The sequence below is a fragment of the Rhodopseudomonas sp. AAP120 genome (assembly GCF_001295845.1).
Taxonomy (GTDB): Bacteria; Pseudomonadota; Alphaproteobacteria; order Rhizobiales; family Xanthobacteraceae; genus Rhodopseudomonas.
In genome coordinates, this window is the sequence record NZ_LJIC01000199.1 from 18546 (window position 1) to 43754 (window position 25209).

The window sequence follows — 25209 nt, forward strand, 5'->3', positions numbered from 1 at the left end:
CTCGCCGCGGCATTGTCAGGATACCGCCGCCTGGGTACAGTATCGGGGTAAGGCGCTTGCACAGCGCGTGTTATGACGCCGCAGCGAGCCGCCGCCATCATCATGCCTGCCGATCTGACCCTGCCGTTGCGCCCCGCCACCGAGGCCGCGGCGAGCGCGCGCGCCGCGACGAAGTTCGACGGCATCCAGGCGTTGCGCGCGCTGGCAGCGAATGCGGTGCTGCTCGCGCATCTCACGGTGATCGAGAAGAAGTACAATCACGGCGCCGCGCTGCTGCCGGCCTGGTTCGACGGCGGCGTGTTCGGCGTCGATGTGTTCTTCGTCATCTCCGGCTTCATCATGGCGTCGCTGACGCGCCGGAGCTGGCACAGCTTCGCGGCGGCGCGCGCCATCCGGATCCTGCCGCTATACTGGTTCTACACCACGCTCGTGCTGGCGGCCTCGCTGATCAAGCCGCAATGGGTCAACAGCGCGCTCGACCAGGCGCCGTCGATCTGGCGCTCCTATCTGCTGATCCCGGGCAGCACGTTTCCGCTGCTCGCGGTCGGCTGGACGCTGATCCACGAGGCTTATTTCTACGTGGTGTTCGCGCTGATCCTGGCGCTGCGGCTGCCCTACGTCGCCGCCATCGCCGGATGGTCGGCGCTGATCGGCGCGGTGTGGCTGCTGATGCCGGCGGAGGCGGGCAATGCGGCGGTGTTTCCGGTGCTGGCGCTGGCGGTCAATCCGCTCACCTTCGAGTTCATCGGCGGCGTGCTCGTCGCGCTCGCGCTGCAGCGGTTCGGCGCTCGCTTGCCGGCCGTCGTGCTGGCGCTCGGCGCGGCCGCCTTGCTGGCGAGCATCGGCCTCACGTCCGACCGGATGTCGCTCACCTATGGCCACGGCCTGTGGCTGCGGATCGTGCTGATCGGGTTGCCCTGCGCGGCGATCGTGTACGGCGTGGCGGGGCTGGAATTGCACCAGCGGCTGGCGCTGCCGGCGTGGATGCTGCGTCTCGGCGACGCGTCGTATTCGACCTATCTGGCGCACGTGCTGGTCGCCTCGGCGATCGGCCACGCCATGGTGGTGCTGCCGTTCGGCGGCGTCGGTTATGAGGCGATCCTCGTGGTCGCCTGCCTGATCGCCGCCAATGTGGTGGGCCTGCTCAGCTTCCGCTGGATCGAAACGCCGATGATCCGGCTCGGGCGGAAGCTGGTCTAGCGGGCCGCTGGCGCGAGCGCGGCGACTGGCGAGCTTCAGGCTCTCTGAATGCGGCCGACTCGCCGCATGCGCGCAGCGTTCATTGCCCGCAATTCCACACCGGCCCGATCGGCGTCTGCGTCCAGCACGGCCCGATGCTGCCGCCATTGTAGCGGCCGCGATAGAAGCCCGGCCGGCCGAGATAGCGCCATTCGCCGCTCCAGCCGCCGTTCCAGCGATAATATTCCGGCGTCCGGTCGATGTACCACGGCCGCGGCCGGTGCATCATCGCGAGCTGCTCGCGGTTGAGCTTCTGCATGAACAACGGCACCGAATTGCTCGGCGGCTGCACATAGCCGGGCAGGCCGCTGCTCTGCGCGCGCTTGGCCTTCTTATGCGAGGCGGCCGAGGCGGTGAGGGGAACGAGCGCAAGTGCGACGGCGAGCGTGAGGGAGGTGAGGCGGGTCATGGGGGGAGTTTAGACGGGTGGGGGCGGGAGGGCGAGACACATTCGGGTGCGACGCGGGTGGCGCGCGGTCGCGGCCGGTAGCCCGCATGAGCGCAGCGACATGCGGGAGCGCCGATGGCCCCGGGCGTCGCTTCGCTCAGCCGGGCTACGACCTGTCGCCACGCTGACAATCGTCCGCGCCGATGCTAAGATTGTGACGGAGGACTTCGATGTCAGACCTGCTCGCACGCATTACCATCGATCCGAACGTGCTCCACGGTCGCCCCTGTATTCGCGGTATGCGGATCAGCGTCTCCGACGTATTGGCGCAGCTCTCGTCGGGAGCGTCGCGCGACGACATCCTGCGAGACTATCCGTATCTGGAAGACGCGGACATCGACGCGGTCCTGGCCTTCGCCGCCGAGCAAGCGGATCGCCCGGTCGTCGCGGCGGAATGATTTCGCGACGCATCGACAACACCTCGTCATGCCCGCGCTTGTCGCGGGATCCACGCCTTGAGAGCCTGATGATATCAAAAGGCGTGGATGGCCGGGACAAGCCCGGCCATGACGAGTGGATAGGGCGAGAAGAACAGTGATCGAGGTGTCGGCGCGTCGCTGATCAGCGTTTGGCCGGTAGCCCGCATGAGCGCAGCGACATGCGGGGAGCGCCAAAGCCCCGGGTGTCGCTTCGCTCACCCGGGCTACGCTTGCTGGCCCTGGAGGTTGAGAGAATACCAGTCAAAGCGGTGACGTAATCGCAATTTCCACGTCCGGCGGCCCTCCATTCGGAGGAGCCATCGGTGGCGAAGACTTCGCATCAAATGCGATCCCAGCGGCAGCTAAGGCGCGAAGTACACCTGCTTCGGCAGGCGATGGATTGCTCGGGTCCTTTAAACTGAGTGAGAGCCCAGTTTTCGGATGAAAGGAGCTGCCCAAAAATGCCCCGTTTGAAACTTTCCATCCGACACTTTTGAAGAAATTGGAAAGGTGGGCAGCATACCCTGTAGCATCCGCGCTGGCCATATCGTTAGTGATGAGGATGGTGCCTGCGACGTTGCCAATCGCGCCTGACATCGCCCTCGTTTGGTCAGGCGACAGCTTTCGAGGCATCATCGAGGCGACGGTTGCCTCTAACCTGTCGAGGCGGGCTCTTGCTTCGTCTGGAGTGGCGCCGCTGAGCTTTTCTTTGTAGTCGTCTCGCTGACGCTGTGCGAGCTCCGCACGGTCCTTTACAGTTTCAATGCGCTCTGAATAGAACAGGTGCGCAATTCCAAATGTGCCAACTACGGTTAGTAGAAATAGCACAATGAAAGGAATTGGGTTGGCGAGAAACTGAGCTCCGTAGTCTTTGAAGAAATTCATTGAATTCGTCCAATATGACGGGCGTTGAGTGGTCGGAAATCAAGAGTCTCACAATCCTTTATAATATCAAGATAGCGAGAAGATGGACAGATTGTCCAAATGGCTAATACTCGATACCCGCCAACAAGCGGCAGCTGTATCAATAATTCGCTCCTTACCGTCTCAAAAATCGTCTCGCAAAACCGATGTTCGGAGATGCTCGCGCATTCGAAATGTGCAGGGTTCTCCATGCACAGCGGGCCTGCGGTGAGAATCGGATTTGCACTAAAGAGCCAACGAACGATCACAAGTGTGTAATTGGATTCCACATGCTGCTCGCCCATTCGGCTGAGGTGACGGTCATTCCCTGGACGCATTGAAAATAGAAGATCAGTCAGGTCAGGATGCTGCAATCACTCCGCAGCGACAGGCATCAATTCGAACACGCGTCCGTATTTTGCCGCTTCGGTCAGGTCACCGCGACGTAGCGCTTCGCGCGCGCATTCCAACTTGCGCACCTCTGCTGGCGACAAATAGGGCGACCATGCGGTGTCGTCCTCGATCAATTCGACTTGAACCTCGGCGCAGTATCGACCTTCGTGGATGAACTCTTTCGACACTCGCGTCATCGCGGCCTCCGCTGCATGAAGTCCGCAGACCATCGTTGCGGATCAGGTCGATACGCCGTCACCAAAACGGCCGGACGGCTGGTGGCCTTCGGAATTCCCCACATCACGTGAATAGGACCGACGCGGTCGAACTGCAGCGTCAAAAGCGACGGTTCTTTGCGACTATCGGGATAGTCCTCGACCACCATAGCCGCAGGCAGTCCGGCAATTACGTCTTCTGCCAAAATACCATCGTTCGCGAGTTCGCGGAAGCCGTGCCGAGAGACAAGATAGTCGCCCGCTGACACAAGAGATTGCACCCTGCGAAGTGTCTCGCTCACATGCCCTCACTCCGCCGCCTCGTCCGTCTTCCGCTTCGCCGCCTTCACCGGCGGCTTCTTCTCCAGCACCGGCTTCAAGAACTTGCCCGTGTAGCTCCGCGGTGCCTTGACGATATCTTCCGGCGGGCCCCAGGCGACGATTTCGCCGCCGCCGTCGCCGCCTTCGGGGCCGAGGTCGATGACCCAGTCGGCGGTCTTGATGACTTCGAGATTGTGCTCGATCACCACCACGGTGTTGCCCTGCGCGACCAGCTCGTGCAACACCTCAAGTAACTTCGCCACGTCGTGGAAATGCAGGCCGGTTGTCGGCTCGTCGAGGATGTACAGCGTGCGGCCGGTGGCGCGCTTAGAGAGCTCCTTGGCGAGCTTGACGCGCTGGGCTTCGCCGCCTGAGAGCGTGGTGGCCTGCTGGCCGACATGGATGTAGTCGAGGCCGACGCGCTGCAGCGTCTTGAAGGTCTCGCGGACGCGCGGCACCGCCTTGAAGAACTCGGCGGCTTCCTCGACCGTCATGTCGAGCACGTCGGCGATCGACTTGCCCTTGAACAGCACTTCGAGGGTTTCGCGGTTGTAGCGTTTTCCTTTGCAAACATCGCAGGTGACGTAGACGTCGGGCAGGAAGTGCATCTCGATCTTGATGACGCCGTCGCCCTGGCAGGCCTCGCAGCGGCCGCCCTTGACGTTGAACGAGAAGCGGCCCGGCTCGTAGCCGCGCGCTTTGGCTTCGGGCAGGCCGGCGAACCACTCGCGGATCGGCGTGAACGCGCCGGTGTAGGTCGCGGGGTTGCTGCGCGGGGTGCGGCCGATCGGCGACTGGTCGATGTCGATGATCTTGTCGATGTGCTCGAGGCCCTCGATCCGGTCGTGCGGCGCCGGCGGCTCGCTGGCGTTGTTGAGCTTGCGGGCGATCGCCTTGTACAGCGTGTCGATCAAGAGCGTCGACTTTCCGCCGCCGGACACGCCGGTGACGCAGGTGAACAGGCCGAGCGGGATCTCGGCCGAGACGTTCTTGAGATTGTTGCCGCGGGCGTTAACGACCTTCAGGGTGCGGCGATGGTTCGGCGGCCTGCGCTCCGGCACCGGGACGAACATCTCGCCGGTGAGATATTTGCCGGTGAGTGATTTCGGATTGGCCATCACCTGCGCGGGCGTGCCTTCGGCGACGATGTGGCCGCCATGGGTGCCGGCGCCGGGGCCGATGTCGAGCACGTAGTCGGCGAGCCGAATGGCGTCCTCGTCGTGCTCGACCACGATCACGGTGTTGCCGAGGTCGCGCAGTCGCTTCAGCGTGTCGAGCAGGCGGGCGTTGTCGCGCTGGTGCAGGCCGATCGACGGCTCGTCGAGCACGTAGAGCACGCCGGTGAGGCCGCTTCCAATTTGCGAGGCGAGGCGGATGCGCTGGCTTTCGCCGCCGGACAGCGTACCGGACGAGCGCGCCAGCGTCAGATAGTTGAGGCCGACGTCGAGCAGGAAGCTCAGCCGCTCGCGGATCTCCTTGAGGATGCGGACGGCGATCTCGTTCTGCTGGGTATTGAGCAGGCCGGGGACCGCGGCGAACCAGTCGCCGGCGCCCTTCACGGACAGCTCGGAGACTTCGCCGATGTGCTTGCCGCCGATCTTGACGCTGAGCGCCTCCGGCTTGAGGCGATGGCCGTGGCAGGCGTCGCACGGCACGTCGGAGAAGTACTTGCCGAGCTCCTCGCGGGCCCATTCGCTCTCGGTCTCGCGGAAGCGGCGCTCGATATTGGTGACGACGCCTTCGAACGGCTTCTTGGTGTCGTAGGAACGCACCCCGTCCTCGTAGGAGAACTTGATGTCGTCGTCGCCGGAGCCGTACAGCAGCGCGTTCTGGACCTTCTTGGTGAGGTCCTTCCATTTGGTGTCGAGCGTGAACTTGTAGTGCTTGCCGAGCGCGGTGAGCGTCTGCAGATAGTAGGGCGAGGACGACTTCGCCCACGGCGCGATCGCGCCCTTGCGCAGCGTCAGCTCCTTGTCGGGCACGACGAGATCGGGATCGATGTGCTGCTCAATGCCGAGGCCGCCGCATTCCGGGCAGGCGCCGTAGGGATTGTTGAACGAGAACAGCCGCGGCTCGATCTCCGGAATGGTGAAGCCGGACACCGGGCAGGCGAACTTCTCCGAGAACAGGATGCGCTCGGCGCCGCTCTTGTCGTGGATCTTGGCGACCTTCTTGTCGGCCTTTTTCTTCTTGTCGGTCTTGGCGTCTTCGGCGGGCTCGTCAGCGGCCGGCGCGGGCGCAGCTGCCGCAGCAGGCGCGTCGGCGAATTCGATCACCGCCAGGCCTTCGGCCAGCTTCAGCGCGGTCTCGAAGCTTTCAGCGAGGCGCTGGCCGATGTCGGGGCGGACGACGATGCGGTCGACCACGACGTCGATGTCGTGCGGGAATTTCTTGTCGAGCACCGGCGCTTCGGCGAGCTCGTGGAAGGCGCCGTCGATCTTGACGCGCTGGAAGCCTTTCTTCAGCCACTCGGCGAGCTCCTTGCGGTACTCGCCCTTGCGGCCGCGGACCACGGGCGCCAAGAGATACAGCCGCGTGCCCTCGGGCAGCGCCAGCACGCGGTCGACCATCTGCGACACGGTCTGGCTTTCGATCGGCAGGCCGGTGGCCGGCGAGTAGGGCACGCCGACGCGCGCCCACAGCAGGCGCATGTAGTCGTAGATCTCGGTGACGGTGCCGACCGTCGAGCGCGGGTTCTTCGAGGTGGTCTTCTGCTCGATCGAGATCGCCGGCGACAGGCCGTCGATCTGGTCGACGTCCGGCTTCTGCATCATCTCGAGGAATTGCCGCGCATAGGCCGACAGCGACTCGACGTAGCGGCGCTGGCCCTCGGCGTAGATGGTGTCGAACGCCAATGAGGATTTGCCGGAGCCGGACAGGCCGGTGAACACCGCCAGCTTGTCACGCGGGATGGTGACGTCGACGTTTTTGAGATTGTGCTCGCGGGCGCCGCGAATGGTGATGGCGGTGCGGCTCGAGGGGGCGGCCGGCTGACGCTTCGCCTTGATCACTTCGTCCATGCAGGGTGTCCAGACGCGACGGGGCGCAGGTTGGGCGCGGCCGGATCAACCAGGCCGCCGCCATGGGAGCGGAGCCTGGAACATAGGAAGAACGACAAGCAATTTCCAGAGCCGAGGCGTGCCCATCAACCGGATTGTTGCGCAGCCCTCGCGCCATGCCAGAGCGGCCGGCAATGTTCCCACTCCGCGACCGCCTGCGAGGGTCCTCGCGAGAAAAAAGGCCGGCGCGAGGCCGGCCTTCGAGGACTCCTGGATTTCAGCGCAGTCAGTACTTGGCGAGCACCGGGCCGCCAAACTTGTAGCTCAGACGAACCACCGCGGATTGTAGATCCTTCGGCTTGACGTCGAACGCATAGGTCGCGGGAGCTGCGGCGCCGGCGAGCTGGTAGTTCTTGGTTTCGAAGCTGTAATAGGCGTATTCCAGGCCGACGATCCAGTTCCGGGTGAGGCCGTATTCCCAGCCGGCCCCCACGGTCCAGCCATTGTGCCATTGCGAATCCGAGCCGGAGCCCACGAAGGGCAGGACGACGTCGCTGACGCTGAGCTTCGACTGCACGCCGGCATAGCCGCCCTTGGCGTAGAACAGGTTGTTGTTGACGGCGATGCCGAGGCGGCCCGTCACCGTCGCCAGCCATTCCAGCTTCCAGCTGAACTCGTCATCGCGCGCACCGAACTCGTTGTTCAGCAGCGACTTCTTGATGTCGATGCCGGCCAGCGTGCCCTCGAGGCCGAACACGACGTTGGACACCTGCCAGTTGTAGCCGATCTGGCCTCCGCCGAAGACCCCGCTGCCCTTCTGCGAGGCTCCTTGGCCGGGCGAGAGGTCGGCGAAAGCGGCGGTTCTGGCCGTGTTGGTCGCTTCCTGGGTGACCCAGGCGCCGCCGATGTGGCCGCCGACATAGAAGCCGGACCAATCATAAACCGGCACGATCGGCGGCGGCACGGCCTTGTAGGCGCGAACGGGAAGGTCCGCCGCGACGGCGGGAGCGGCGAACGCAAGTGCTGCGACGCCGGTGAGCAACAGCCTTTTCATAGCATTCTCCAGTTGAAAGACTCGAACTTCCAACCGGAACGATAGTACGGACACCCAGAAACGGCTGTAGCAGGGCCGCTACACTCGGTTCCAAATTACAACCAGTAGTTTTACCTGTATCACATGACACACGATATGCGAGTACCGCGACGAGTCGTCTATCGGAGCCGAGCGGAGGCAGATGGAGGTGTTCGGTGGTGGGTGGATCGAGCGGAAAGCCGGCGTCGGACGGCACGAGGCGAGTGTGATCAGATTCGGGTTCGCCCGACTCCTCCGCTTCCGAGGCGCCTGGCTTCTCAGGTGGCGCTACCGGCCGGTGAACGAGCGCATTGGCCGAAAAAGCGAAAGGCCGGCGCGAGGCCGGCCTTTCGTGTTTTAGATATTGCCGTCGTCGATAGTCGCCTTCCGGAGAAGGCGCGAAGCTCAGTACTTCGCGACGACCGGGCCGCCCCAGCGATAGTTGATGCGGGCGGTGACGATATCGGCGTCCTGCTTGATGCGCTCGACAGCGGTGTTGGTGAAGGTGACGTCCTTCTTGTCGAGGAACAGGTGATCGTATTCCACCGCGAACGACCAGTTCGGGGTGAAGCCGTATTCGAAGCCGGCGCCGACCGCCGCACCCCAGCGGGTCTCCGACGCGGTGCCGCTGATGGCGCCGCTCGGCAGAATGAAGCTGTACTTGTCGCTGACCACCGCGGCGCCGCCCTTGGCGTAGAGCAGGGCGTTGTTCCAGGCGTAGCCGACGCGGCCGGTGAACAGGCCGAAGGCTTCGATCTTGGACTGGTTGGTGGCCGGGCCGAGAAGGCTGACGTTCGAGCCCTTGAAGTCGGCCCAGTTGCCCTGCGCTTCGACGCCGAACACCCAGGCGCCGACCTGCCAATTGTAGCCGATCTGGCCGCCGGCGGTGGCGCCCGATGCGTCGTGCGAGCCTTCGCTCAGCAGGCCGGGAGTATAGAAATCCCAGCTCTTGCGGCTGGTGCCCCAGCCGCCGTTGGCGCCGACGTAGAAGCCGGACCAGTTGTAGAGCGCGACGATGACCGGCGGAGCCTTGGTGTAAGGACGGGCCGCGAGATCGGCCGCCATCGCAGGCGCCGCACCCAAAGCGATCAATGCAACAGTGCCGAGCAAAAGCTTTTTCATCGTAATGACCCCGGTTATCCCCTTGGCGGCTGCGTGTCCCCCGCAAATGCCGCCCGGCGCGCGCGCCTTGTCGATTTCGTGATGGAACTATACGCGGTTCCGCGAAAAATGCCGTCTCCGAAAAGTCACACTTGAGGACGAAGTGAGGCATACGGAACGCGATGATATTTCAGCCGGAATCCGCCGTTCGAGGCATCGAGATACCGAACGGCGGCCGCCCGATCCGCCGTGCTCGTTGCGCCACGTCAAAAGTCCGCTCTGCCGCCGGCGTTTCTGCTCTTGGCCGGAACAAAGATGGAACGTATATGTATGATCCCGGTGGATAACGGGGGCTGTCGGCCGCTTTGCGGCCCTCCGAGGATGGGCGCCGCGTGGCGGACAGCGTAAGCGCTATCGGGACAGCAGACGCCCGGCGCGGCGGTCCGCGCGAGGCGCGTGGACGATTCGAACTTGAAGGAGACGGCGATGGCGGGAAGCGTGAACAAGGTGATCCTGGTCGGGAATCTCGGCGCCGATCCTGAGATCAAGCGGACCCAGGACGGACGGCCGATCGCCAATCTGCGGATCGCCACGTCGGAGAGCTGGCGCGATCGTGCCACCGGCGAGCGCAAGGAAAAGACCGAGTGGCACCGCGTCGTGATTTTCAACGAAGGATTGTGCAAGGTCGTCGAGCAGTACCTCAAGAAGGGCGCGAAGGTTTACATCGAAGGCCAGCTGCAGACACGCAAATGGACCGATCAGAGCGGCGCCGAGCGCTACAGCACCGAGGTTGTGCTGCAGAACTTCAATTCGGTGCTGACCATGCTGGACGGTCGTTCGGGTGGCGGCGGTGGCGGCTACGGCTCGGATGATGCCGGTGGCGATTTCGGTTCGGGCGGTCCGTCGGGCGGCTACAGCTCGGGCGGTGGTGGCTACAGCTCGGGCGGCGGCTCGCGCCGTCCGGCGGCGGCCAGCAGCGGCGGCGGTGGCGGTGGCCGCGCCAACGATATGGACGACGATATTCCGTTCTGAGTATTCAGCGGGGTGGGGGATGCGCGGCCGCCTGGGCAACCGGGCGGCCGCTGCCGTTTGGAGCTGCGCCGCGCTTAGTCGCTCAGCAACGCGTGGCCGAGCAGCAGCTGGCTGGCGCCGAACAGCGTGCCGAAGATCCGCTGATTGTGCCGCGCGAGCCAGCGCGGCAGCCAGATGTCGAAATTGTCGGCTCGGTCGTCGGTGTAGCGTGCGGCGACGCTGGTCAGCGGACAGCGCATCCGATTCAGCAGCAACACCAGGACTTCGCCCCAAACAAACAGGCTCATCCAAAGCGCGGCGATGAGCTCGCCGCGCAGGGTGGCGATCGGGATCAGGACGATCGAACCGGCGAAGAACGCCCAGATCGCAGTGTGCGCAGCGCGCACCGCAGTGAGCGCCCGGGCGCTGTGCGCCGTGCCGGCCGGCCTGGTCACGCCGCCGCCTCGACGTCGGGGATCCGGGTCGCCAGGATCTTGTCGATCCGCCGGCCGTCGAGATCGAGGATTTCGAGTTGCCAGCCCTGATACTCGAACTTGTCGCCGATGCCCGGCAGCGCGCCGTAGTGCTGCAGCACCAGGCCGGCGACGGTGTGATAGTCGCGATGCGGCGGGATCGACACCGGCAGCAGGTCGCCGAACTCGTCGACCGGCATCCAGCCGGCGATCAGATACGAGCCGTCCTCGCGGCGCACCGCGGCGGGCTCGGGCGGGCCTTCCTCGGTGCCGAACGCGCCGACGATCGACTCCAGAATATCGGCCGTGGTCACCACGCCCTCGAAAGCGCCGAACTCGTCATAGACCAGCGCCATGTGTACCGACGACTGTCGCAGCGTGGCGAGCACGTCGCGGGCGTCGGCCGAGGATGGGATGATCGGGGCGTCGCGCACCAGCGCGCGCAGATCCGGCTTGTCGCCGCGCAGATAGACCTCGAGCAAATCCTTGGCCTGGATGATGCCGATCGGATCGTCGCGGTCGCCGTCGGTGACCGGCAGACGCGAATGCGGACTTTTCAAAAAGGCCTCGCGGATCTCCTCCAGCGAGTCGCCGAGGTCGACCAGATCGACCTCCGGCCGCGGCGTCATCACCGCGCCGACCGGCCGGTCGCCGAGCCGCATCACGCCGGCGATCATCTCGCGCTCGCCGGGTTCGAGCACGCCGGCGGTTTCGGCCTCCATCACCAGATTGTGGATCTCCTCCTCGGAGATCTTGTCCTGCATCACGCCGCTCTGGCCGAGCAGGCTGAGGATCGCCTTGCCGGAGAAATCCAGCACGAACACCAGCGGCCGCGAGATCCTGGCGATCAGCGCCATCGCCGGCGCGACCTTGGCGGCGACCGCTTCGGGATTGCGCAGCGCGACCTGCTTGGGCACCAGTTCGCCGACGATCAGCGTCGCATAGGTGATCACCGCCACCACCAGGCCGAAGCCGAGGATGTCGGCGAACGGCACTGACAGCGCGTTGAGATACTCGGTCAGCCGCTGGCCGAGCGTGGCGCCGGAGAACGCGCCCGACAGCACGCCGACCAGCGTGATGCCGATCTGCACGGTTGAGAGGAACTTGCCGGGGTCTTCGGCCAGCGTCAGCGCCTGTTTGGCGCCGCGAACGTTCTTCTGGGCGAGCAGGGCCAGCCGGGCCGGACGAGAGGAGACGATCGCCAGCTCAGACATCGCAAGCAATCCGTTGGCGACGATCAGCGTCACCACGATTGCCAATTCCACCGATAGCATGGCGCCTGCGCCGCCCCCTCTGCTGGTTACACCAGCGCTCAAGATAGGGTGTCGCAGGCCCGACCGGAACCGGCCGGTGCAGCTTTATCTCGCCGTGCCGGCGGATTCGGCGGCTTTGGCCTCGTTCCACAAGGCGTCCATTTCGGCCAGCGTGGCGGCTTCCGGCGATTGGCCGCGGGCGGCGAGGGCGCGCTCGATGTAGGCGAAGCGGCGTTCGAATTTGGCGTTGGTGCCGCGCAGCGCCATCTCCGGATCGGCGCCGGTGTGGCGGGCGAGGTTGACCAGCGCGAACATCAGGTCGCCGGTTTCCTCCGCCATCTCGGTCTTGTCGCCACGCTCCAGCGCCGCCTCGATCTCGTCGGCTTCCTCGCGGATCTTGTTCAGCACCTCGCGCGGATCGTTCCAGTCGAAGCCGACCTTGGACGCCTTGCGCTGCAGCTCCATGGCGCGCGACAGCGCCGGCTGCCCGGCCTTGACGCCGGCCAGCACCGAGTTCGCCGGCTCCTCGACGGCACCTCGGCGGGCGGCGCGCTCGGCCTTCTCCTCCGCCTTGATGCGATCCCACACGCCTTCGACATGCGACGGCGCGATGTTGCCGTCGGCGTCGGCGAACACGTGGGGATGGCGGCGGATCATCTTGCGGGTCACCGCCTCGACCACGTCGCCGAACGCAAACGCGCCGCGCTCCTCGGCGATCCGCGAATGAAACACCACCTGCAGCAACAGGTCGCCGAGCTCGTCGCGCAGATCTTCGAGATCGTGGCGGGCGATCGCCTCGGCGACCTCGAACGCTTCCTCGATGGTGTAGGGCGCGATCGTCGCGAAATCCTGCTCGAGGTCCCACGGGCAGCCGGTGCCCGGTGTGCGCAGCTGCGCCATGATCTCGATCAGGCGGGAGATATCGCGGGAAGGGGTCATGGCGGGGTCCGGTGTGAGGCGATGCCTTCCTATGCCGCAAGCGGGCGCGGCGGCCCAGCAAAAATCAGCGTGATTTGGCGGCGGCGGCGCGTGGTGCTAGAGCGAGCCGCATGACCGAACACCGTTCCGACCAGACCGCGCTGGTGCTGTTCTCCGGTGGGCAGGACTCCGCGACGTGCCTCGCCTGGGCGCTGACGCGATTCGCCCGCGTCGAGACCATCGGCTTTGCCTACGGCCAGCGTCACGCCGTCGAGCTCGATTGCCGCGACAGACTGCTCGACGGTTTTCGCGCCATCAATTCCGAATGGGCCGCCCGGATTGGCGACAGCCACACGCTGGATATCCCGACGCTGAGCGCGATTTCCGACACGGCGCTGACGCGTGACGTCGAAATCGCGATGGGCGCGGACGGGCTGCCCAACACCTTCGTGCCGGGCCGCAACCTGATCTTCCTGACGTTCGCGGCGGCGCTGGCGTATCGCCGGGGCATCGCCGACGTCGTCGGCGGCATGTGCGAGACCGATTACTCCGGCTATCCGGATTGCCGCGACGACACCATCAAGGCGCTGCAGAATGCCGTCAGCCTCGGCATGGCGCGCGACGTCACGCTGCACACGCCGCTGATGTGGCTGGACAAGGCCGCGACCTGGCAACTGGCGCATGATCTCGGCGGCACCGCTTTGGTCGATCTGATCCGCGAGCAGTCGCACACCTGCTATCTCGGCGAACGCGGCGCGCGCCACGACTGGGGCTACGGCTGCGGCGAATGCCCGGCCTGCGCGCTGCGCGCCAAAGGCTGGCGCGAATATCAGGCGCGCGCGGGCTAGCTCGCGCAGACGTCATCGGAATCACACTTGCGTATGATGGACTGCGGGGCCGCGATCATGATGATCGGGGTGCGGCGGCTGGAGCGGTTTCGTCGATTGAATGATCGGTGCTTGCCGCGAGCACTGAGTCCTCATCCTGAGGAGCCCGGCGAAGCCGGGCGTCTCGAAGGATGGGGCCACGCAGTGCCGGCGGCCCATGGTCCGAGACGGCGCTGCGCGCCTCCTCACCATGAGGTTCTACTTGTGGCTGGCGCTTCGAATTTCCCAGCTTGACTTTGATGGAAAACAACTAGCCAGGAAATGCTGTGCGATCTTCTTCGTTTTCGTCGTTATCGCGCTCCGCCGCGCGCTTGGTCATAGCAGCGCTCGCGCTGCTGGCACTGTCCGCGCCCGTCGCGGCGGCGGATTGCGATCCGCAGGCGACCGCGCCGGCCCACGGCCGGTTCAAGGCCGTCACCGCTTACTTCGACAACGAGATCGCCACCGGCAAGCTGCCGGGCGCCGTGGTGCTGGTCGAGCAGCGCGGCCATCCGCTGTATCTGCAATGCTTCGGCTTCCGTACGGCGGCGCGCGTGCATCCGATGACGCCCGACACGCTGTTCGCGCTGCATTCGATGACCAAGCCGATCACCAGCGTCGCGGCGATGATGCTGATCGATGCCGGCAAACTGTCGCTGCAGGATCCGGTGTCGAAATACATCCCGGCCTTCGCCGACGTGCAGGTCGGCATCGAGAGCGTGGCGGACGGCAAGCCGGTGCTGCAGCGCGTGGCGCCGAACCGGCCGGTGACGGTCGAAGACCTGATGCGCCACACCTCGGGCATCACCTACGGCTATATCGGCGGCGAGCTGATCCGGCAGGCCTACACCGACGCGCACATCTTCGATGGCGCATTCGACAATGCGAGCTTCGCCGAGCGCATCGCGCACCTGCCGCTGGCGCGCCAGCCCGGCACGCTGTGGCGCTACGGCCATTCCACCGACGTGCTCGGAAGGATCATCGAGATCGTCTCGGGGCAGACGCTGTATGCGTTCGAGAAGCAGCACCTGTTCGATCCGCTCGGCATGACCAGCACCAAATACGTGCTGGACACCGACGACGAGAAGGCGCGGATGGCCGAGCCTCGGCCGGACGATGTCGTGCTCAACCGCGCCGAGCGCCAGCGCCGGGCGCATCCGGAGTGGCAGTCCGGCGGCGGCGGGCTGGTGTCGACGATCACCGACTACGCGCGCTTCGCCCGCATGATCCTGAACGGCGGCGAGCTCGACGGCCGGCGCTATCTCAGCCCGGCGGCGTTCGCGGCGATGACCACCGACCACATCGGGCCGGGCTCGGGCGTCGAGCGCGATTACTTCTATTTCCCAGGCGACGGCTTCGGCTTCGGCTACGGCTTCGCGGTCCGCGTCGAACCCGGCGAGGCCAAACCGCCACCGCCGGGATCGCTCGGCGAGCTGAAATGGGACGGCGGCGCCGGCACCTATTTCGGCGTCGATCGCAAGCTGGGGTTGATCTACATCCTGATGGAGCAGACCGAGACGGAGCGCGGGCGGGTCGGCCCAGCGTTCAAGAAGCTGCTCTATGACGGCCTGGCGGCGAGCGACTGAAGCAATGCGCGGCGGCCCGCGAAGGTCGTCCACGCCGACAGCGCCATGCGGCCCTTGATGCTCATCGGCCGTTCCAACGTCAGCAGCGGCTCCGCCTCGCAGCCGAGCCGCGTCTTGTAGTCGTAGCCGCCGGCGCCGAGATCGAACCGGCGCACGCCGCTCTCGATCAGCCAGCGGATGATCTCGCTGACCAGCACGATCCCGGGCGAGCAGCGGTCCCATTCGGCGCCGAGATGCGCCAGCCGCACCGTGGTGCAGCTCTGCTGATGCAGCAGGCTGTAGGCGATCGCCACGACGGTGCCGGCCGATTCCAGCACCGACAGCATCGCGAAGCGCTGCGCCGCGCCCTGGTCGACGACCGCGCGATAGAAGCTGGAATAGGCCGGCCGGTCGAGCACGTAGCGCTTGCCCCGGCCGGCGACGCGCTCGCGCTGCAGGCTGTCGAGCCGGTCGAGCAGGGGCAGCGCTTCGGCCGGGTCGGTGATCATGCGAACGGTGAAGCCGCCATGCGCGTCGAAGGCGCGGTGATGCTGGCGCAGCGCCTTGCGAAACTTGCGCGGCCGGGCCGCGAGGTAATCGTCCCAGCTCGCCGGCAGCGCGGCGACGTTGCGCACGGAGCCGTGCGCCGCGTTGGCGAGCAGCGCCAGCGGATTGACCCGTCCGTCGTTGACGCCCGGCAGATTGCACAGCCGCACCACGTCGACCGGCGGCAGCGCGGCGAGCGCCGCGTCGAACGCCTCGGCGGCGGCAGCCGGCGTCGAGGGGGCTGCAGGACCGAGCAGCGGAAAGCCATAATCAGATACGGAGAGATCGGCGAACTCGACCAGCGTGACGCCGTAGAACCGCCGCAGCACCAGCGGCAGCAGCATCGCGATCTCGCCGCGCACGCCGTCGCGGACGGTGACCAGCAGTGGCTCCGCCTCGGCCGACGGGCCGAGCACGCGAAGCCAGGGCGCCAGCCAGTTCACCGACTGGAACGGTGTCGCCGCCGCCTGTGGGCCGAGGGTCGCGGCGCGCGACAGGAAACGGCCGATGTTGTCGGTACAGTCCGCCACATAGCGCTCAGTGGCTTTTGCCACCCATCCGATGGACCGTTCACACGTCTCGATCTGCAACATCGACCTTCAACTCATCGCAGCCGCGCCATCACAGAAGATGTCCGGGCGAGCTACAATGACCGATCGACGTGGCCAGATCGTTGATCCACGCAGCAATCGAATAGTTTTTAAAACAGCAACCTTAACGGCGACGAGGTGAAATCGCTCGATTTGTCGTAAATTCGAACGCGGCGGCGCCGCGCATGCAGAGTAGCCGCCGCCATCTGTCGCTGAGGCGCTAGAACGCTTCATCGATTGAGCGAAGCGCTAACGTCCTTTCCACATTGCACTGAGCCCTCATCCTGAGGAGCCCGGCGAAGCCGGGCGTCTCGAAGGATGGGCACCGCATCCCATGCGGCCCATGGTTCGAGACGGCGCTTCGCGCCTCCTCACCATGAGGTTGACTATGTGGCAGCCGTCCCGATCGCCAACCCTGATTTCGTCAAGAACTGAAACGCTCTAGGAGGACGCTTTGAAATCGTCCGGCACCAGTTCGATCGGACGGCCGTGCGGGGTGCGGTCGGCGGCGCCGTCCCAGGCGTCGCGATACTGCGCCTGCGTGGCCGCGCTGGCGACGCCCTTGGTGGCGACCATGCGCTCCAGCGTGGAGAGCCAATGCTGGTAGTAGGTATCGCCGGTGTCGGGATCGCCGCGCTGCTGAGCGCGGGTGATCTCTTCGGCAAGCGCCGCCGCCCATTCCGGCCACGTGAACAGCCCGCGCGCGTGCAGCGTGACCGCCAAGGCGAAGGCATGCGCTTCCCAGGGTTCGCGAAACACCGGGCCGTTGGCATCGCGGGGCAGGCCGGGCACGCTGCCGGCGGCACTCGCGGAAGCTTGCGCGTGAGCGCTCATCACGCCGGCTCCAGATAGCTGTCCCAGGCGTCGACCGAGACCCGGAGCCCGGGCTCGGCCTCGTCGCCCCAGATGTCGCGGCCATCGAAGGTCACGGTGTAGAGCGATTGCGGCTGCTCGCCGGCGCCGCGCGCATTGGTGTCGGGGAAGACGTGAGCGCCGTGCAGCAGTTCGACCACGCCGACATGGCCGCGGACATAGCGCGGCAGCCGGACATGGCCGCGCGGATGCAACGTGCGGGCGCGGACGCGGTCGCCGATCTTGAACCGGCCGGGCCCCGTAGCCGGACGATCAGTCGGGCCGCCGCGCGCCAGCATGGGCGCGACCTCGTCGGCGCGCAGCGCAGCGACATCGCGGCGGCGATGCAGCGGCCGGCCCGCGGCGATCTCGTCGGGCGTCACCAGATCGCGCTCCGCCATCAGCTGTTCGAGGCCAGCGATCCAGATCTGGTAGTAGCTCTTTGACAAATAGTCGGCCGGCGAGCGGTTCTCGCGAGCGAAGCGCGTCATATCGATGTTCCAGCCGCCAGGCCGCGCCATCGCCAGCGTCAGCGCGAAGGCGCGGCGTTCCCATGGCGCGTGGAACACCGGCTCGTTCGGCTCGGGGATGACCGGCCCGAACCCGTCCATCCCGCCCATATCGTGCGCGCCGTCCATCAGGCGATCTCCGCCGGTGAGCGGGCGAGCCCGGTGCCGATCATGCTGTCGCGGGTGACGAGATCGGCGAGGCGGTCCTCGCTCAGTCCTTCGGTGCCTTCGGGCCGCATCGGCACCACGAGATAGCGGATCTCCGCGGTCGAATCCCACACGCGGATCGCGGTCTCGTCCGGCAGCGTCACGCCGAAATCGGCCAGCACCGCGCGCGGCTCCTTCACGGTGCGCGAGCGATACGGCGCGGACTTGTACCAGACCGGCGGCAGGCCGAGCACCGACCACGGATAACAGGAGCACAGCGTGCACACGACCATGTTGTGGGTGGCCGGCGTGTTCTCGACCGCGACGATGTGCTCGCCCTGGCGGCCGGTGTAGCCGAGTTCGGCAATCGCCGCCGTCGCGTCCTTCAAGAGCCGCTCGCGATACGCCGGATCGCTCCAGGCCCTGGCGACGACGCGCGCGCCGTTGCGTGGCCCGACCTTGGTTTCATAGGTCTCGATCAGCACGTCGAGCGCCGCCGGATCGACATAGCCCTTTTCGGTCAGGATGGTCTCGAGCGCGCGCACCCGCAGTTCGGTCTCGGACAGCTCGGAATGGTCGTGATCTTGATGATAGTGGTGCGCAGGCGCGTCGTGATGGTTGCTCATGCGACGCAACATAGATTGGAAATTGTCGCGCTGTCGAGCCGGGAAGCTGTTAGCCTGCGGGCAATCAAGAACGACGATCGGGGAGGCGACGTGACGGAATTCGTGACGATCGAGCGGGGGCTCGGGCCGGAGGGCCGCATTGCGGTCGTGCGGTTCGATCGCGGCGACGGGCTCAACGCGCTGTCGCCCGAGGCGATGCGGCAGCTGACCGACGCGGCGCGCAGCTTCGAGGATGATGGCGACACCTCGGTCGTCGTGCTCGCCGGGAGCACCAAGGCGTTCAGCGCCGGCTTCGACCTCAAGGACCCCGAGGGCCGCAGCCGGGCCGAAATGGATCTCGGCGCGCTGCGCCGGCATCTCAAGCTCGGCCCACGGCTGACGCGGGCCTGGCAGGAGATGGAGCAGATCACGATCGGAGCGATCGAGGGCTTCTGCGTCGGCGGCGGTGTGGCGCTCGCGGTGGCGCTGGATTTCCGGGTGATGGCCCGCGACGCGCATCTCCGCGTGCCGGAGATCGGCCTCGGCATGAACATGAGCTGGCAGAGCGTGCCGCGCATGCTGCATCTGATCGGGCCGGCGCGCACCAAGCAGGCGGTAATCCTGGCCGACGACCGGATCGGCGCGGATGAAGCCTACCAATGGGGACTGGTCGAACAACTTGCAGACCCGGGACAGGCGTTCGCGGGAGCGATGGCGCTCGCCGAGAAAGTCGCCGCGCAGCCGCCGATGTCGGTGGCGATGACCAAGCTCACCGTCAACCGGCTGGCCCACGCGCTCGACGACCTCGCCAGCCACATGGACCTCGACCAGTTCGCACTCGCCGGCATGAGCGAGGACCACAAGGAAGGCGTGAGCGCCTTCCTGCAGCGGCGTAAGCCGCGGTTTCGCGGGCGCTGACGCCTGCGGTCAGCTCGGCAGGCGGATGTCCGCGGTGCGTCGGATGGTGATGCCGCGGTCGGAGAACGCTTCCTCGGTCACGGTCTCGCGCAGCACGTCCCAGCCGCTGACCGGGCCGAAGCTGATGTCGAGCGACTTCTCGATGTCAGCGATCCGGCGCTGACGGATTTCGAACCGGCCGGGATTGATGGCCTCCACGGCGAGATCGCGGACCAGGTCCGCCTGGTCGAGCACGAAGCCGATTGCGCCGGGGTCGGCGTTGCCGTCGCGCCAGATCACGATCTTGAAGAACGCCAGCGGCACCAGCGCGTCCTTCAGCGGCTTGTCGTTGGTGCCGAACACCGGGCCGTTGAAGACGCTCAGCCGGGTGCGCTGGGCGTTGCCTTGTTCGGTGATGTAGTTTTCCAGATCGCCCCAAAGATCCAGGTTCGCGCCGGTGAACTCGTTCGACTGGTTGAGCAGATAGTGCTGCGGGGCGGAGTTGGTGTAATGGAAGCTGTCCTTGTTGGCGGCGATCGCCGCGGCGTCGTCGGCGCCCCAGGCGGCATCGTCACGACGCGTGAGGTGACCGCGGTCGTAGAGGTTGTCTTTCCCCTTGTAGTATTCGTTGTCGAGCTGCTGATCATCGTCCAGCCTCGGATCGAGCCGCCACGATCCGCCGCCTTCCTTGCGCGACGCCTGCGCCGCGGCGTCGAAATCGACGTTGCAGGCTGAGACGTAAGCGAGCCGCCGGTCGGCATTCATCAGCACGCTGAAATGATGATAGCGCAGTTCGTAGGTGTCGTCCGGCCGCGCCTTGCGCGGGACGCGTAGCAGGCGGCCGAACCGCGGCCGGCGCTTGATCGTCGGCAGCGGCACCTCGACGCCGAGGAACTTGCGGTCGTAGCCGTCGCGATCGGCGTAGTCGGCCGGATTGATCCGCTCGACTACGAGTTCCGACCGCAGCGACTCCGGCGCGGCGGACGCCGCCTCAACCCGCGCAGTCGTCGCCGCCGCAACGTCGCCGATCGACACGGTGACGCGGATCGGAATGTCGACCGAGAGCGTGCGCGCGCCGGCGCTGCGGACGGGGTCGACGACGACGTCGACGATGGACTCTTTCGGCGACACCTTCGTCGTCGGTTTCGGCTTCGGCTCCGGCTGGATGTTTTCAGGCGTCGGCGGTTCGGCCGCCGGCGGATCGGGCTCCTTCGCCGCGAGGGTCTCCTTGAGCAGCGCCAGCGCGTCGCCGCTGACCTTGAGGCCGGACAGCGCGCCGATCAGGCTGGAGACCCGTATGCCCTCGTTGGCGACCCACTGGATGCTCGCCACCGGATCGCCCTGGTGCCAGATACCGCCGTCCTTGTTGAGCCAGTTGCGGTTGGCGTCACGGGCCGGGACGCCGGAATGGTGCAGCGCGACGACGTCCCATTGGTCGTTCAGCACCGGCGAGCCCGACGATCCCTTTTCGGTGTCGGCCTCGTAGTGGATGAACGGGCCCATCGCGTCGTTGGCGTCCTTCTCGTCGCCGGTGCGCAGGTCCAGCACCCGGTTCTCGCGCAGCACGACTTCCTTCGGCCGCCCAAGCGGATGCTGGATGATGTTGAGATAGTCATTGCCGTTGATGGCGATCTTGCCCTGGGCCTGGTGCAGCGGCAGCCAGCCGTAGCGCGACAGCGGGGCGTCGCGCACGCTCCTCGGCGCGACCGCGACCAGCGCATAGTCCAATTTGTCGTCGGCGACGAAGAAGCGCTCCGGCTCGAACCAGAACACCTGCGGGGTCTTGGCAGGACCGTAGGCGCTGTGCTCGTAATCCATTTCGACGCCGCACGCCGCCGCGGTGTCGGCGGTGTCCAGCACGTGCTTGTTGGTGAGCATCAGTCCCGGACCGATCAGAAAACCGGTCGCCAGTTCGCGGACGCCGCTGCTGGCCTTCACCACCACGCGGCCGACCGAGCGGGCACTCGCGAGGCCGCGCTGCAGGAATTCGATCGACAGGAAATCGCGGGCACCCATCACCACTTCGTTGACCAGGCGATCGTTGAGATCCTCGGGCGCGACCGGATCGGGGCTGGCGATCAGCTCTTTGAGCAGCGGGCTCGACGGCGGCCGCTCGCCCTGCGAGGTCCGGCGGATGTCGTCGATCAGGTAGTTGACCCGCAGTGCCAGCCGGGCCGGGCTGTCCGCCTGCAGCGGCTTGCCGGCCTCGACCGCCGCGGTGCGGGCGTCGCGGACCTGGCTGCGCGCGTCCCAGCGCTCCGCGGCTTCCCGCGCGCGCTGCAACAAGAGTTCATCGTAGGCTTGATCGCTATCTATCGGGGCGGCCATGGGCTGCAACTCCTGAAAACACTTGGGTAAAAATCGGGCATTTGGAAATAAGCTGGATTAGCTTACGTCGCTTGGTCGTAAGTTGTCAGTGTTTTGTTCGATCAAAACCGTGAAGTTCGGAAAATTCTCTCCCTCTGCCGGGGCTGGACTGATGTTATGCCATTCCGTCTGAAAACTTTCGAATATCAGGACCAACGGGGAGGAGTTCGATGATCACTACCATCGTGCAGTTCGCTCTGGCCGAGCCGATCAGCCTCGGGGAGGCGGCGAAGCGGTTTAGGAGCAGCGCGCCGAAGTATCAGAAGATGCCGGGCCTGATCCGCAAATATTACATCCGCTCCGAAGACGGATGCACCGCAGGCGGCGTCTATCTGTGGGACTCGCGTGCAGCCGCCGAGGCGGTTTACTCCGGTGAATGGCGGACGCGGGTTGCGCAGCTCTATGGCGCCGAGCCGGTGATCTCGTGGTTCGATAGCCCGGTGATCGTCGACAATGCCGCCGGCGGCGCGATTACGGCGGCGGCCTGACCGGGGCAGGCGTTCACGAGCTGAGCGCGCCGCCCAGCGCCGCGCCGAGGCCGAGCACCAGGCAGCCGCCGGCCGCGTAGGCCAAATATTCGGGATGGCCGCAGAACAGCGGCGCGGTCTCGCAGGCGCTGACCGCCCACGACGTGCCGTAGTACAGCTGGCCGTGCGCATTGGAGAAGATCGCCGCAGCCGCTCCCAGAGCGATCGCGAAGAAGATGAATAAGACTGCCATCAATGGACTCGGAATCGGGAACCGTCGGGAACTCACCCTGCGCTGCCGATGCAGCCGCGGCAATTGGGAGAAATCCGAGCAAGCGCACGATGCTGCACGTGACAGGCGTCCGGCGCTGTCTGGTGCAGCGACGCAATCTATCTGCGCGGCTATTGCCACATCCGGCGCATCCGGGCGCCGAGATCGATCGGCGGCGCTTTGCGGGTCGGATAACCCGGCGTCGCCGTGGCTTTCGGCCAGCTCACGCGCTCGAAGGCGCCGAGCAGCCGGTCCGGGATGAAGCGGCTGCGCGACGCATAGACGTGGCGGTCACCCATCGCGGCCTGGCCGTGGACAAAAAAGCGCTGCGGCACCACGAGGTGCAGATCGTCCTTGGCGCGTGTCATCGCCACGTAAAGCAGCCGGCGTTCCTCCTCGATCTCCGCCGAGGTGCCGGTGCCGAGATCGGACGGCATGCAGCCGTCGACGACGTTGAGCACGAACACCGACTTCCACTCCTGGCCCTTGGCGGAATGGATCGTCGATAGGATCAGATAGTCCTCGTCACGCGTCGGCACCCCCGCCTGATCGGACGTCGCGTCCGGCGGGTCGAGCGTCAGCTCGGTCAGGAAGCGTTCGCGCGACGGATAACCCGAGGCGATCTGCGCGAGCTGCACCAGATCGGCGCGACGCGTTTCGGCGTCTTCGTGGATGCGGCCGAGATGCGGCTCGTACCACGCGACCGCGCGCTCGATTTCGGTCGGCCAGCCGGCGGCACCGCTGCGGAGTTCACCGACAGCTTCGACAAAGCCGCGCCAGTCGCCGGCGCGCGGCGGGGCCGGCAGATCGGCGAGGGCGCCGAGCGGATCGGCGGCGGCGTCGATGCCGTCGAGCACCTTCTGGGCCGACGCCGGACCGACGCCCTGCATCAGCAGCAGCACGCGAAACCCGGCGACGCGGTCGCGCGGGTTCTGCACGAAGCGCAGCAGCGCCAGCATGTCTTTAACGTGCGCGGCATCGAGAAACTTCAGGCCGCCGAATTTGACGAACGGAATGTTGCGGCGGGTCAGTTCGAGCTCGAGCGGCGCCGAATGCGACGAGGTGCGGAACAGCACCGCCTGTTGCTTCAGTGTGGTGCCGCTCTCGCGATGCTCGAGCACGCGCTCGACGATGTAGCGCGCCTGATCGGCTTCGTCGCGGACGCCGACGAGTTGAGGCGGCGAGCCGGCGGCGCGGTCGGTCCACAGGTTCTTGGTGAAGCGCTCGCGGGCAAGATCGATCACCGCATTGGCGGCGCCGAGGATCGCCTGGGTCGAACGATAATTGCGATCGAGCGTGATCAGGCGGGCGGGCGGGCTGAACGCCTTGGGAAAGTCCAGGATATTGCGCACCGTGGCGGCGCGAAACGAGTAGATCGCCTGGGCGTCGTCGCCGACCACGGTGAGGCCGCGTCCGTCCGGCTTGAGCCCGAGCAGCACCTGCGCCTGCAGCGCGTTGGTGTCCTGGTACTCGTCGACCAGCACGTGATCGAACCGGCCGCCGATCTCCTCGGCGAGATCCGGTTCGGCCATGGTCTGCGCCCAGTACAGCAGCAAATCGTCGTAATCGAGCACGTTGTGGCGCTGCTTGGCGTCGACGTAAGCGGCGAACAGCTGCTTCAGCTCGGCCGCCCAGCCGGCGCACCACGGATAGTTGGCGCCGAGCACCTGATCGAGCGGCTGGCCGGCATTGACGCAGCGCGAATAGATCGCGAGGCAGGTGCCTTTGGTCGGAAACCGGCTCTCGGTTTTGGAGAAGCCGAGGTCGTGCCGGACCAGGTTCATCAGGTCGGCGGAGTCTTCGCGATCGTGGATGGTGAAGCCCGGATCGAGCCCGATCCGCTCGGCATGCTCGCGCATCAGCCGCGCGCCGATGCCGTGGAACGTCCCCGCCCAGCTCAGCGCGCCGGTGAGGGCGCCGGCACGATCGCCCATCACCCTGCGGGCGATGCGCTCGACCCGCTGCGTCATCTCGTTCGCGGCGCGGCGCGAGAACGTCATCAGCAGGATGCGATGCGGATCGGCGCCGTTCAGCACCAGATGCGCGACGCGGTGCGCCAGCGTGTTGGTCTTGCCGCTGCCGGCGCCCGCGATCACCAGCAGCGGCGGGCACGCCGCCGCGCCGACGCCGTGCTCGACGGCGCAGCGCTGCTCTGGATTCAGGGCGTCGAGATATGAAGCGGGCAGAGACACGAATCAGCGCCTGTCGGGATGAAAGGCGACGCTTCCAGATTCCTGCTTTGTTCGCAACGGCGTTGTGGGCGCGCCGGCGCGTGCGGTGGGGAATTGCCGGCAGACGGACCACGCTGCGGAAAAAATGTCACACGGTCCCGGCTATGCTGCCGCAGATGTTGCGTTATGGTTCGGTGGCGGCTGCGGGCGGTCTGTGGCCGGGGTGCAGGTCGATGGCGTGCGAACGACGCCGAGCAGAGGGAGCTGGATGGTGCGAGGATCCATATTTGTTGGGGCTGCGATCGTGGTGATGACCTCTGCGAGCGCGATGGCGCTCGATCTCGACACGGTGGCGATCGAAAGCGGCAAGCTGGTGATCACCGGCAAGACCACCAAGCCGGGGCAGGAGGTCGAGGTCGTCGGCACCGGCGACAAGATCAAGAGTTCGTCCTCGCGCCGTTTCAAATTCTCGCTGAGCTATTTGCCCGAAACCTGCAAGCTCGACCTCAAGGCCGGCGAAGAGACCGTCAAGGACCTGATCGTCGCCAATTGCGGCCCGCGCGGCCCGAAGGGCGAGGCGGGCGCCGCCGG

Annotated in this window: 25 protein-coding genes; 8 read left to right on the forward strand and 17 right to left on the reverse strand. The window is 66.1% G+C overall.

Features of this window, described 5'->3' with window-relative positions:
- The first annotated feature begins 72 nt into the window (after positions 1-72).
- Positions 73-1200 (forward strand): acyltransferase family protein, encoded by a 1128-nt coding sequence (locus IP86_RS26050; RefSeq protein WP_054165353.1) that lies wholly within the window; start codon positions 73-75, stop codon positions 1198-1200.
- Between the two features lie 79 nt (positions 1201-1279).
- Here IP86_RS26050 and IP86_RS26055 read toward each other — a convergent pair whose 3' ends face one another.
- Positions 1280-1648: a hypothetical protein gene (locus tag IP86_RS26055; RefSeq protein ID WP_054165354.1), complete on the reverse strand. Its 369-nt coding sequence runs from the start codon at positions 1646-1648 to the stop codon at positions 1280-1282.
- Positions 1649-1857: 209 nt separating this feature from the next.
- Between IP86_RS26055 and IP86_RS26060 the strand changes: the two genes are divergently transcribed.
- Positions 1858-2085 (forward strand): DUF433 domain-containing protein, encoded by a 228-nt coding sequence (locus IP86_RS26060; RefSeq protein ID WP_054165355.1) that lies wholly within the window; start codon positions 1858-1860, stop codon positions 2083-2085.
- Positions 2086-2367: 282 nt separating this feature from the next.
- On the opposite strand, the gene IP86_RS28885 is transcribed toward IP86_RS26060, so the two are convergent.
- The 6 genes from IP86_RS28885 to IP86_RS26080 all read right to left on the reverse strand — a co-directional run bounded on the left by IP86_RS28885 (position 2368) and on the right by IP86_RS26080 (position 9131).
- A complete protein-coding gene (locus tag IP86_RS28885) occupies positions 2368-2991 on the reverse strand; it encodes a hypothetical protein (RefSeq protein ID WP_156332625.1) in 624 nt (207 codons plus the stop codon).
- A 392-nt stretch (positions 2992-3383) separates the two neighbouring features.
- The gene (locus IP86_RS26065; RefSeq protein WP_054165374.1) at positions 3384-3599 is read right to left on the reverse strand and encodes a hypothetical protein; all 216 of its coding nucleotides are present in this window, start codon (positions 3597-3599) and stop codon (positions 3384-3386) included.
- On the reverse strand, positions 3596-3919 hold the full coding sequence (locus tag IP86_RS28345; RefSeq protein WP_082364267.1) for a DUF4258 domain-containing protein: 324 nt from the start codon (positions 3917-3919) through the stop codon (positions 3596-3598). The genes IP86_RS26065 and IP86_RS28345 overlap by 4 nt, the downstream gene beginning before the upstream one ends.
- 6 nt (positions 3920-3925) lie before the next feature.
- Entirely contained in the window at positions 3926-6958 is a 3033-nt protein-coding gene (gene uvrA / locus IP86_RS26070; RefSeq protein WP_054165356.1) for an excinuclease ABC subunit UvrA, read from the reverse strand.
- Positions 6959-7223: 265 nt separating this feature from the next.
- Positions 7224-7991, reverse strand: coding sequence for an outer membrane protein (locus IP86_RS26075; protein ID WP_054165357.1), 768 nt, complete (start codon positions 7989-7991; stop codon positions 7224-7226).
- 423 nt (positions 7992-8414) lie between these two features.
- Positions 8415-9131 carry an outer membrane protein gene (locus IP86_RS26080; protein ID WP_054165358.1) on the reverse strand — a complete coding sequence of 239 codons (717 nt, stop codon included), beginning with the start codon at positions 9129-9131 and terminating at the stop codon, positions 8415-8417.
- A gap of 465 nt (positions 9132-9596) precedes the next feature.
- Here IP86_RS26080 and IP86_RS26085 point away from each other — a divergent pair, with 465 nt between their 5' ends.
- Positions 9597-10142, forward strand: coding sequence for a single-stranded DNA-binding protein (locus IP86_RS26085; protein ID WP_054165359.1), 546 nt, complete (start codon positions 9597-9599; stop codon positions 10140-10142).
- A 74-nt stretch (positions 10143-10216) separates the two neighbouring features.
- Here IP86_RS26085 and IP86_RS26090 read toward each other — a convergent pair whose 3' ends face one another.
- The 3 genes from IP86_RS26090 to mazG all read right to left on the reverse strand — a co-directional run bounded on the left by IP86_RS26090 (position 10217) and on the right by mazG (position 12786).
- Positions 10217-10576, reverse strand: coding sequence for a hypothetical protein (locus IP86_RS26090; RefSeq protein ID WP_054165360.1), 360 nt, complete (start codon positions 10574-10576; stop codon positions 10217-10219).
- The gene (locus IP86_RS26095) at positions 10573-11868 is read right to left on the reverse strand and encodes a hemolysin family protein (RefSeq protein ID WP_054165361.1); all 1296 of its coding nucleotides are present in this window, start codon (positions 11866-11868) and stop codon (positions 10573-10575) included. Before IP86_RS26095 ends, IP86_RS26090 begins: the two co-directional genes overlap by 4 nt.
- 84 nt (positions 11869-11952) lie before the next feature.
- Positions 11953-12786: a nucleoside triphosphate pyrophosphohydrolase gene (mazG, locus tag IP86_RS26100; RefSeq protein ID WP_054165362.1), complete on the reverse strand. Its 834-nt coding sequence runs from the start codon at positions 12784-12786 to the stop codon at positions 11953-11955.
- Positions 12787-12896: 110 nt separating this feature from the next.
- Here mazG and queC point away from each other — a divergent pair, with 110 nt between their 5' ends.
- Positions 12897-13613: a 7-cyano-7-deazaguanine synthase QueC gene (gene queC / locus IP86_RS26105; protein WP_054165363.1), complete on the forward strand. Its 717-nt coding sequence runs from the start codon at positions 12897-12899 to the stop codon at positions 13611-13613.
- Positions 13614-13963: 350 nt separating this feature from the next.
- Entirely contained in the window at positions 13964-15217 is a 1254-nt protein-coding gene (locus IP86_RS26110; RefSeq protein ID WP_082364269.1) for a serine hydrolase domain-containing protein, read from the forward strand.
- Here IP86_RS26110 and IP86_RS26115 read toward each other — a convergent pair.
- The 4 genes from IP86_RS26115 to nthA all read right to left on the reverse strand — a co-directional run bounded on the left by IP86_RS26115 (position 15190) and on the right by nthA (position 18466).
- Positions 15190-16296 carry a GNAT family N-acetyltransferase gene (locus IP86_RS26115; protein WP_245290740.1) on the reverse strand — a complete coding sequence of 369 codons (1107 nt, stop codon included), beginning with the start codon at positions 16294-16296 and terminating at the stop codon, positions 15190-15192. The two genes, IP86_RS26110 and IP86_RS26115, sit on opposite strands and share 28 nt — an antisense overlap.
- Positions 16297-16773: 477 nt before the next feature.
- The gene (locus tag IP86_RS26120; protein WP_054165366.1) at positions 16774-17166 is read right to left on the reverse strand and encodes a nitrile hydratase accessory protein; all 393 of its coding nucleotides are present in this window, start codon (positions 17164-17166) and stop codon (positions 16774-16776) included.
- The gene (gene nthB, locus IP86_RS26125; protein ID WP_054165367.1) at positions 17166-17822 is read right to left on the reverse strand and encodes a nitrile hydratase subunit beta; all 657 of its coding nucleotides are present in this window, start codon (positions 17820-17822) and stop codon (positions 17166-17168) included. Before nthB ends, IP86_RS26120 begins: the two co-directional genes overlap by 1 nt.
- Entirely contained in the window at positions 17822-18466 is a 645-nt protein-coding gene (gene nthA / locus IP86_RS26130) for a nitrile hydratase subunit alpha (protein ID WP_054165368.1), read from the reverse strand. Before nthA ends, nthB begins: the two co-directional genes overlap by 1 nt.
- A gap of 90 nt (positions 18467-18556) precedes the next feature.
- On the opposite strand from nthA, the gene IP86_RS26135 reads away from it, so the two are divergent.
- A complete protein-coding gene (locus IP86_RS26135; RefSeq protein ID WP_054165369.1) occupies positions 18557-19363 on the forward strand; it encodes an enoyl-CoA hydratase/isomerase family protein in 807 nt (268 codons plus the stop codon).
- A 9-nt stretch (positions 19364-19372) separates the two neighbouring features.
- On the opposite strand, the gene IP86_RS26140 is transcribed toward IP86_RS26135, so the two are convergent.
- The gene (locus IP86_RS26140; protein ID WP_156332626.1) at positions 19373-21670 is read right to left on the reverse strand and encodes a DNA/RNA non-specific endonuclease; all 2298 of its coding nucleotides are present in this window, start codon (positions 21668-21670) and stop codon (positions 19373-19375) included.
- Between the two features lie 209 nt (positions 21671-21879).
- Between IP86_RS26140 and IP86_RS26145 the strand changes: the two genes are divergently transcribed.
- A complete protein-coding gene (locus IP86_RS26145; protein ID WP_054165371.1) occupies positions 21880-22197 on the forward strand; it encodes a YdhR family protein in 318 nt (105 codons plus the stop codon).
- A 13-nt stretch (positions 22198-22210) separates the two neighbouring features.
- Here the strand turns inward: IP86_RS26145 and IP86_RS26150 are convergent, their stop codons facing one another.
- Positions 22211-22429, reverse strand: a complete 219-nt coding sequence (locus tag IP86_RS26150) for a hypothetical protein (RefSeq protein WP_054165372.1) — start codon at positions 22427-22429, stop codon at positions 22211-22213.
- A 149-nt stretch (positions 22430-22578) separates the two neighbouring features.
- Entirely contained in the window at positions 22579-24639 is a 2061-nt protein-coding gene (locus IP86_RS26155; protein WP_054165373.1) for an ATP-dependent helicase, read from the reverse strand.
- Positions 24640-24886: 247 nt separating this feature from the next.
- Between IP86_RS26155 and IP86_RS26160 the strand changes: the two genes are divergently transcribed.
- The coding region (locus IP86_RS26160) for a hypothetical protein (RefSeq protein WP_054165375.1) at positions 24887-25209 on the forward strand (323 nt) is incomplete at its 3' end.

What these genes read in the sequence shown, in the direction of transcription:
- IP86_RS26055 (WP_054165354.1), bottom strand. Translation starts at nt 1,648, where the DNA reads ATGACCCGCCTCACCTCCCTCACGCTCGCCGTCGCACTTGCGCTCGTT.
- queC (WP_054165363.1), top strand. Translation starts at nt 12,897, where the DNA reads ATGACCGAACACCGTTCCGACCAGACCGCGCTGGTGCTGTTCTCCGGT.
- IP86_RS26085 (WP_054165359.1), top strand. Translation starts at nt 9,597, where the DNA reads ATGGCGGGAAGCGTGAACAAGGTGATCCTGGTCGGGAATCTCGGCGCC.
- nthB (WP_054165367.1), bottom strand. Translation starts at nt 17,822, where the DNA reads ATGGACGGCGCGCACGATATGGGCGGGATGGACGGGTTCGGGCCGGTC.
- IP86_RS26120 (WP_054165366.1), bottom strand. Translation starts at nt 17,166, where the DNA reads ATGAGCGCTCACGCGCAAGCTTCCGCGAGTGCCGCCGGCAGCGTGCCC.
- IP86_RS26080 (WP_054165358.1), bottom strand. Translation starts at nt 9,131, where the DNA reads ATGAAAAAGCTTTTGCTCGGCACTGTTGCATTGATCGCTTTGGGTGCG.
- IP86_RS26140 (WP_156332626.1), bottom strand. Translation starts at nt 21,670, where the DNA reads ATGGCCGCCCCGATAGATAGCGATCAAGCCTACGATGAACTCTTGTTG.
- nthA (WP_054165368.1), bottom strand. Translation starts at nt 18,466, where the DNA reads ATGAGCAACCATCACGACGCGCCTGCGCACCACTATCATCAAGATCAC.
- IP86_RS26050 (WP_054165353.1), top strand. Translation starts at nt 73, where the DNA reads ATGACGCCGCAGCGAGCCGCCGCCATCATCATGCCTGCCGATCTGACC.
- IP86_RS26075 (WP_054165357.1), bottom strand. Translation starts at nt 7,991, where the DNA reads ATGAAAAGGCTGTTGCTCACCGGCGTCGCAGCACTTGCGTTCGCCGCT.
- uvrA (WP_054165356.1), bottom strand. Translation starts at nt 6,958, where the DNA reads ATGGACGAAGTGATCAAGGCGAAGCGTCAGCCGGCCGCCCCCTCGAGC.
- IP86_RS28885 (WP_156332625.1), bottom strand. Translation starts at nt 2,991, where the DNA reads ATGAATTTCTTCAAAGACTACGGAGCTCAGTTTCTCGCCAACCCAATT.
- IP86_RS26095 (WP_054165361.1), bottom strand. Translation starts at nt 11,868, where the DNA reads ATGCTATCGGTGGAATTGGCAATCGTGGTGACGCTGATCGTCGCCAAC.
- IP86_RS26145 (WP_054165371.1), top strand. Translation starts at nt 21,880, where the DNA reads ATGATCACTACCATCGTGCAGTTCGCTCTGGCCGAGCCGATCAGCCTC.
- IP86_RS26150 (WP_054165372.1), bottom strand. Translation starts at nt 22,429, where the DNA reads ATGGCAGTCTTATTCATCTTCTTCGCGATCGCTCTGGGAGCGGCTGCG.
- IP86_RS26060 (WP_054165355.1), top strand. Translation starts at nt 1,858, where the DNA reads ATGTCAGACCTGCTCGCACGCATTACCATCGATCCGAACGTGCTCCAC.
- mazG (WP_054165362.1), bottom strand. Translation starts at nt 12,786, where the DNA reads ATGACCCCTTCCCGCGATATCTCCCGCCTGATCGAGATCATGGCGCAG.
- IP86_RS26065 (WP_054165374.1), bottom strand. Translation starts at nt 3,599, where the DNA reads ATGACGCGAGTGTCGAAAGAGTTCATCCACGAAGGTCGATACTGCGCC.